The sequence below is a fragment of the Bradyrhizobium sp. PRIMUS42 genome (assembly GCF_023006515.1).
GTDB lineage: Bacteria > Pseudomonadota > Alphaproteobacteria > Rhizobiales > Xanthobacteraceae > Bradyrhizobium.
Genome location: NZ_JALBGZ010000407.1, coordinates 1 through 5,835 on the forward strand (window position 1 = coordinate 1; position 5,835 = coordinate 5,835).

Consider the following 5,835-nt stretch of genomic DNA (forward strand, 5'->3'; position numbering starts at 1 on the left):
AAGTCGGGTTGCGCATAGGCGATCGCGGCGTCCCGGAGCAGAGGCGGAATATCGACGAGGGGAATGTAGGCGCCCTTTGGATCGTTTCTGCACGCTGGACCAGTCGGCGAAGCCTGCTCGCGGCTCTACGAGCGCATGCCGCTGCCCGAGGCCAATTTCTTCGGCATCGTGGTTTCGATCCAGCAGAAGTCCGGCGGCAACCTTTCCGAAGCGCTCGGCAACCTCTCCAAGGTGCTGCGCGACCGCAAGAAGATGAAAGAGAAGATCCAGGCAATGTCGATGGAAGCCAAGGCTTCGGCCGGCATCATCGGTTCGCTGCCGCCAATCGTGATGTTCCTCGTCTATCTCACGACGCCGCAATACATCTCGCTGCTTTGGACCCATCCCACCGGCCAGCTGATGCTGGTCGGCTGCGTCGTCTGGATGTCGATCGGCATCATGGTGATGAAGAAGATGATCAACTTCGATTTCTGACGGTGCCGTATGGTCGATTTCCTCGTCTCGAAACTGCACGACGTTCGCTTCATGACCATGCTGCTGGCGGCCATTGCCGCCAGCGCCACCGTGTATACGCTGGTGATGCCACTGCTTGCCGGCGAGGGGCTCTCCAAGCGCATGAAGGCGGTGGCGAGCGAGCGCGAGCGCATTCGGCAGCGCGAGCGTGAGCGCCTTCACAAGAACGAAAAGGTCTCGCTGCGCCAAACCCCGAAGCAGCTCGTCTCCAAGGTCGTCGAGGACTTCAACCTCACCAAATGGCTCGCGCAGGAGGCTGCGCGAGACAAGCTCATCATGGCGGGCTACCGCGGCCATGCGCCCTACATCACCTTCCTGTTTGCCCGCATGGTCGCGCCGATCGTGCTCTTCATCGGCTCCGTCATCTACGTTTTCGGCATCGCGCATATGGAGCAGACGATGCCGATCAAGATTGGCATCTGCGTCGGCGCCGCCTATCTCGGCTTGCAGGCACCGATGCTGTTCCTCAGGAACGCGATTTCCAAGCGCCAGCTCTCGATCAAGCGCGCCTTTCCCGATGCGCTCGACCTGCTCCTGATCTGCATCGAATCCGGCATGTCGGTCGAGATGGCGTTCCGGAAAGTCGCCACCGAGATCGTGGGACAGTCGATCGCGCTCTCGGAGGAGTTCACGCTGACCACGGCCGAATTGTCCTATCTGCAGGATCGCAAGGTCGCCTATGAGAACCTGGCGCGACGCACCGGCCTCGAGGGCGTCAAGTCGGTGTGTCTCGCGCTTCAGCAGGCGGAGCGCTACGGCACCCCGCTCGGACATTCCTTGCGCGTCATGGCGCAGGAAAACCGCGACATGCGCATGAACGAGGCCGAGAAGAAGGCCGCCGCCCTTCCGCCGAAGCTGACTGTGCCGATGATCTTGTTCTTCCTGCCGGTGCTGTTCGTCGTCATTCTCGGGCCGACCGGCATCAAGATCACCGAGCTGCACTGAGGCGGACAGACCGCGCGGTCCGCCCCTTACGTCAAAGTCGGGGGATCTGATCAGTCTGGCTGGCTGAGCGAGGCGACCGGCGTCCGCTTCGGCCCGCCGCGCGGGCCCTCGCTGCGGCTGAGCATGTCCTTGAGATAGGCGACGTTGGCCGCAGCCTGATCCGGTGGCAGATCTGCCTTCACGATGGTCTCGGCTTCCGCAAAGCGGCCCTGGAGACCGACGACGAGGCCCAGGTTCTGCCGCACCCGGGTGCTTGCGCGCGGCGAAGCGTAGGCCTGCCGCAGCGCCTCTTCGGCCTTGGGCAAGTCTCGCGACAACATGTAGGACAGGCTGAGATTGGAAGTCGGCTTGAATTCGACCCCCGCAAACGCGCCATAGCCGGGCGCCGCGCTGGAGGTGAGCGGCGCGAGCGAGCTGCCGATACCGCCGTTGTATTTCAGCGTGTCGAAGCCGGCAAAGAACGTGACCGGCATGCCGCCCGCGGTTTTGGTGTTGTAACCGAACGCCGTGCTGTCATAGGAGAGCGCGCTGAAATTGCCGGCCGATCCCGCTTGGTTGAAGCCGCTCAAACCCACATTGGCGCGTTGGCTTCCGACGAAGAAACCATTCGCCGAGTTGGTGCGCCAATCGGCATCGCTGGCATTGAAGCTGGTGAAGTTGCCGTAGGTATCGGAGCTCTGGCCGGCACCGCCACTGAGGCCGAAAGGCCCGCCCGGAATCCAATACCTCAGCGGCGCGACCTGCGCATGAACCGGCGCTCCGGTCAGGCAAAGTACGGCGAATAGAGTTGCAAGGACGCGTGAAGAAGCGAAGCTCGACATTCCAGGCTACCGTCAAAGATCTCGCAGGCTACCGTCAAAATTCCCGCAAATCATACTCTCCGGATGTCGCAAATGCCAGCAGAGCCGGCTTCGGTTATTGCTTCAGTTCCGGCTTGCAGGCCCGAGGACTTGCACAGGTTGCGCGGCAACATAAGCTGCCGGTCGGACAAGGCGGCACGAGTCCGCCGCTGTTGATTGATCCGCTGCCGAGAGGGGCGGCAGTTTGAAAATATGGAGAATGCGGTGACATCCGACAATCCTGTCGTATACGAACGTGTCGACAACATCGCCCGCATCACGCTGCGCCGCCCGCCCGTCAATGCGCTGAGCCTCGAGGTGATCCGCGCGGTGGTCGCGGCGTTCCGCCGCGCGGCCGACGATCCGGATGCCCGCGTGGTCGTGCTGGCGAGTGCGATACCCAACCGCTTTTCGGCGGGCCTCGATCTCGACATCCTGCTCCGCAAGCCCGGCGCCGAGATCCGCGAATTCCTCCAGGCGCTCTATATCGACCTCTACGATGCTCAGTACGGGCTGGGAAAGCCGTCAATCGCCGCGGTCGGTGGTGCGGCGCGGGGCGGCGGCATGACCATGGCGGTGTCCTGCGACGTCGTGCTGGCAGCCGAGAGCGCGACGTTCGGCTATCCCGAGATCGACGTCGGCGTCATCCCGGCGATCCACTACGCGCATCTGCCGCGCATCGTCGGACGCCATCGTGCCTTCGAGCTGCTGTTCACCGGCCGGGTCTTCAGCGCCGCCGAGGCGCGCGAACTCGGCGTGGTCAACCGCGTCGTCGGTGACGCCGAACTCGAGGCGGAGGTGCTGAAGCTTGCGGCGCAATTCTCCGCCAAATCGGCCGCAGTGCTGCGGATGGGCCGCGCCGCCTTCATGCGCCAGATCGATCTCGACTATCGACGCAGCATCGCAAGCGCCGTGGACGATTTCTGCAACGTCGCGACGTCGGTTGAGGCGCAGGAGGGCTTGCGGGCGTTCGTGGAGAAGCGGCCGCCGAAATGGTAAGGGCGGCAGCGCTCAAGCGGTTCGGTCGAGAGTAGACGACGTATCGGCCGGTGGATATTTCGTCACCGGCACCATGAAGGATTTCGTGCCGACCTGGTAGATGACCTTGCCGTTCTGTCCGTCATCGGTCGCGATCTGCGCCTGCCCGAACATGATGACGTTCTTGTAGACGGTGCCGGTGCCCTGGCGGGTGACACCGTCAGTGGTGACGCTGACCTGGGCTTCCTTGCCGTTGACCGAGAGCACCTTGAAGCTCGCGCTCTTGCCGTTGTCGCTGGAGTATCCGCCCCAGCTTCCCATGAGGCGGCTGTCGGAAGGCGGCGGCGCCTGCTTCTCGAGATTGGCGGTCTGCTTGCCAGCGCCGCCCGCCGAGAACAGCAGCACCATGTTCTTGCCGTCCTTGGTGCCGACCGTGACCCCGCCGAAGGTGATCAGCGCGCCGCTGACCTCGGCAAAACCCCGCTCGGTCTGCCCATTATGGGTGTACTCGACCTGCGCCCGGGCACCGCGGATGTTGACGACCTTGAAGCTGACGGGCTGGTTGTTGCCGACCCAATTGCCCTTCCATTCACCGACCAGCCTGCTCTGGTGAAACACCCGCTCGTTGGCGGGCGAGATCTGGCTGGTGCTCGAGGTGACGACGGCCATTGGATTGCTCGGTGGACGGGTTCGATGAACCCGCTCTCGTTCGCGCGCCCGACAGCAAAGTCAGACAGCGGTCGGAAACGAACTGAAACAACCTGATTAGGGCCATGTGCCGGTTAACGAGCGGTTAAATTCAACCGCCGGACGAGATGAGGCGAAAGGTCCCAACGGAGGTGCGCTATCAGCGGCCCCAGCGGTCCGACCAGATCTTCTCGCCGATCAGGCAATTGACGCGCGGCTCCTTGTCCGCAACGCGCATCGTGGGGCGCTCCGGCGTGCGGCCGGCGACCTCCATCAGCAGCTTGGTGCGGATCGCTTCCTTGAACTTGTCGCGATCCTTGATCGTGATGACGAAAGAGCCGGGACCGCCGATGACGCAGTCTTCGTAGTAGAAATCGAGATTGTCGATATCCATGGTCGAATAGGACGGCTCCTTGACCATGATCGGCAGGCCGTTGATGACGACGCCCTTCTCCAGCGCGGCGTCGCGCGCCACCGTGACCGGGCCGCCATTGTTGTTGGGGCCGTCGCCGGAAATGTCGATCACGCGCCGCAAGCCCCGATAGGGATCCTCGTCAAACAGCGGCATCGCGAAAGTGATCGCGCCGGAGATCGAGGTGCGCGAGGCGCGCCGGATCGGCGTCTTCATGATCTCGGCGGCGACCGCATCCGCCGTCTCCGGGCCATCGACCAGCCGCCAGGGAATGATGATCTTCTGGTCGCTCGAGGCAGCCCACTCGAAATAGGTCACGGCGATCCGGCCGTTCGGACCGAGCTTCAGAGCCTGGAGGAACTCCTTCGACTGGATCGCCTGCGCATAGCCCTCGCGCTGGATCGCGAGCTCATCCATATCCATGGAGTAGGACACGTCAACCGCGAGGATCAGCTCGACGTCGACCGTCTGCGCGTCTCTGTCGCCCGCAAGCCGCTGCGGCTGATGTTTGGACGGTTCGAATTTTGGCCCTGGTGCCGCGACGCCCGCGACGTCCCCTCCGGCAAGCATGCCGGCAACCAACACAGCCCCGATCGAGAACAGCAAGCGCATCGCAGCCTCCCGTCGTATGACGCGATGGTGACATGCAATCGCCTTGCCGCAAAGCGCGAAGATCGCTTGTGCTTCACATTCAAGTTAAGGATCTGCAAGTTAAGGATCTGCAAGTGAAGGATCTGCGAGTGAAGGATTGCGAGCCGGGGATCTGCACGCCTTGCGCAAAGCTGCCGCCGTGTTGCCACGCTCGCGCCGCTGGACACGCCCGGTCGCTCGCATCATCGGGCTCATGGTGCGCGAAGCCGGACGACGAACCGCGGGACAGAGAGCCCCGCCCACTTGTCCGAAGCGATTTCCGTGCTAGGTTGGCCGTACAGATGGGGATGGAGTCCCCCGATAACCGCCCGGCGGTCGATGACCGTGTGGGCTGATGACTCCTGCTTGAGGAGGGGCAATCTTTGAGCCTCTGCCTTCGGCGGGAGCGTGGACAAACCCGCCAATGGCGGGTTTTTTGTTGTCTGGTGACGAAGGCGAAGGCGTGACGACGACGACACCGAATGCCGAGCGTGCGGGGCTGCCCAGGGGAATCTGGGTGCTCGGCTTCGTCTCGATGCTGATGGACATCTCCTCGGAGATGATCCATGCGCTGCTGCCGATCTATCTCGTCACCGTGCTCGGCGCTTCGACGCTCACCGTCGGCTTCATCGAGGGCATTGCGGAGGCGACGGCCTCGATCACCAAGATCTTTTCCGGCGCATTGTCCGACTGGCTCGGCCGCCGCAAGCTGCTCGCAGCGCTCGGCTACGGACTTGCCGCGGTGACAAAACCGCTGTTCCCACTCGCGCCCAGCGTCGGATGGCTGGTGGCGGCGCGCTTCATCGACCGCGTCGGCAAGGGCATTCGCGG

At 63.3% G+C, this 5,835-nt stretch carries 6 protein-coding genes, 1 pseudogene and 1 riboswitch; of the genes and pseudogenes, 4 read left to right on the plus strand and 3 right to left on the minus strand.

What is annotated here, in order from left to right; all coding sequences use genetic code 11:
* Positions 1-99: 99 nt before the first annotated feature.
* A pseudogene (locus MOV75_RS24920) lies at positions 100-474 on the plus strand (type II secretion system F family protein); the annotation flags it as partial.
* A gap of 9 nt (positions 475-483) precedes the next feature.
* Positions 484-1,458, plus strand: coding sequence for a type II secretion system F family protein (locus MOV75_RS24925; protein ID WP_246931168.1), 975 nt, complete (start codon positions 484-486; stop codon positions 1,456-1,458).
* A 50-nt stretch (positions 1,459-1,508) separates the two neighbouring features.
* On the opposite strand, the gene MOV75_RS24930 is transcribed toward MOV75_RS24925, so the two are convergent.
* Positions 1,509-2,279, minus strand: coding sequence for a tetratricopeptide repeat protein (locus MOV75_RS24930; protein WP_247006774.1), 771 nt, complete (start codon positions 2,277-2,279; stop codon positions 1,509-1,511).
* Between the two features lie 243 nt (positions 2,280-2,522).
* On the opposite strand from MOV75_RS24930, the gene MOV75_RS24935 reads away from it, so the two are divergent.
* Complete coding sequence (locus MOV75_RS24935; RefSeq protein ID WP_247006775.1) at positions 2,523-3,296, plus strand: enoyl-CoA hydratase/isomerase family protein; 774 nt, start codon at positions 2,523-2,525, stop codon at positions 3,294-3,296.
* A gap of 12 nt (positions 3,297-3,308) precedes the next feature.
* On the opposite strand, the gene MOV75_RS24940 is transcribed toward MOV75_RS24935, so the two are convergent.
* Positions 3,309-3,944 (minus strand): hypothetical protein, encoded by a 636-nt coding sequence (locus tag MOV75_RS24940; RefSeq protein ID WP_246924811.1) that lies wholly within the window; start codon positions 3,942-3,944, stop codon positions 3,309-3,311.
* A 178-nt stretch (positions 3,945-4,122) separates the two neighbouring features.
* On the minus strand, positions 4,123-4,986 hold the full coding sequence (locus MOV75_RS24945) for a DUF1194 domain-containing protein (protein ID WP_247006776.1): 864 nt from the start codon (positions 4,984-4,986) through the stop codon (positions 4,123-4,125).
* Between the two features lie 313 nt (positions 4,987-5,299).
* Positions 5,300-5,376, plus strand: a riboswitch (Fluoride riboswitch).
* Between the two features lie 52 nt (positions 5,377-5,428).
* Between MOV75_RS24945 and MOV75_RS24950 the strand changes: the two genes are divergently transcribed.
* Positions 5,429-5,835: MFS transporter (locus tag MOV75_RS24950; RefSeq protein ID WP_247006777.1), on the plus strand; the 407-nt coding region annotated here is incomplete at its 3' end.

What these genes read in the sequence shown, in the direction of transcription:
- MOV75_RS24940 (WP_246924811.1), bottom strand. Translation starts at nt 3,944, where the DNA reads ATGGCCGTCGTCACCTCGAGCACCAGCCAGATCTCGCCCGCCAACGAG.
- MOV75_RS24930 (WP_247006774.1), bottom strand. Translation starts at nt 2,279, where the DNA reads ATGTCGAGCTTCGCTTCTTCACGCGTCCTTGCAACTCTATTCGCCGTA.
- MOV75_RS24945 (WP_247006776.1), bottom strand. Translation starts at nt 4,986, where the DNA reads ATGCGCTTGCTGTTCTCGATCGGGGCTGTGTTGGTTGCCGGCATGCTT.
- MOV75_RS24925 (WP_246931168.1), top strand. Translation starts at nt 484, where the DNA reads ATGGTCGATTTCCTCGTCTCGAAACTGCACGACGTTCGCTTCATGACC.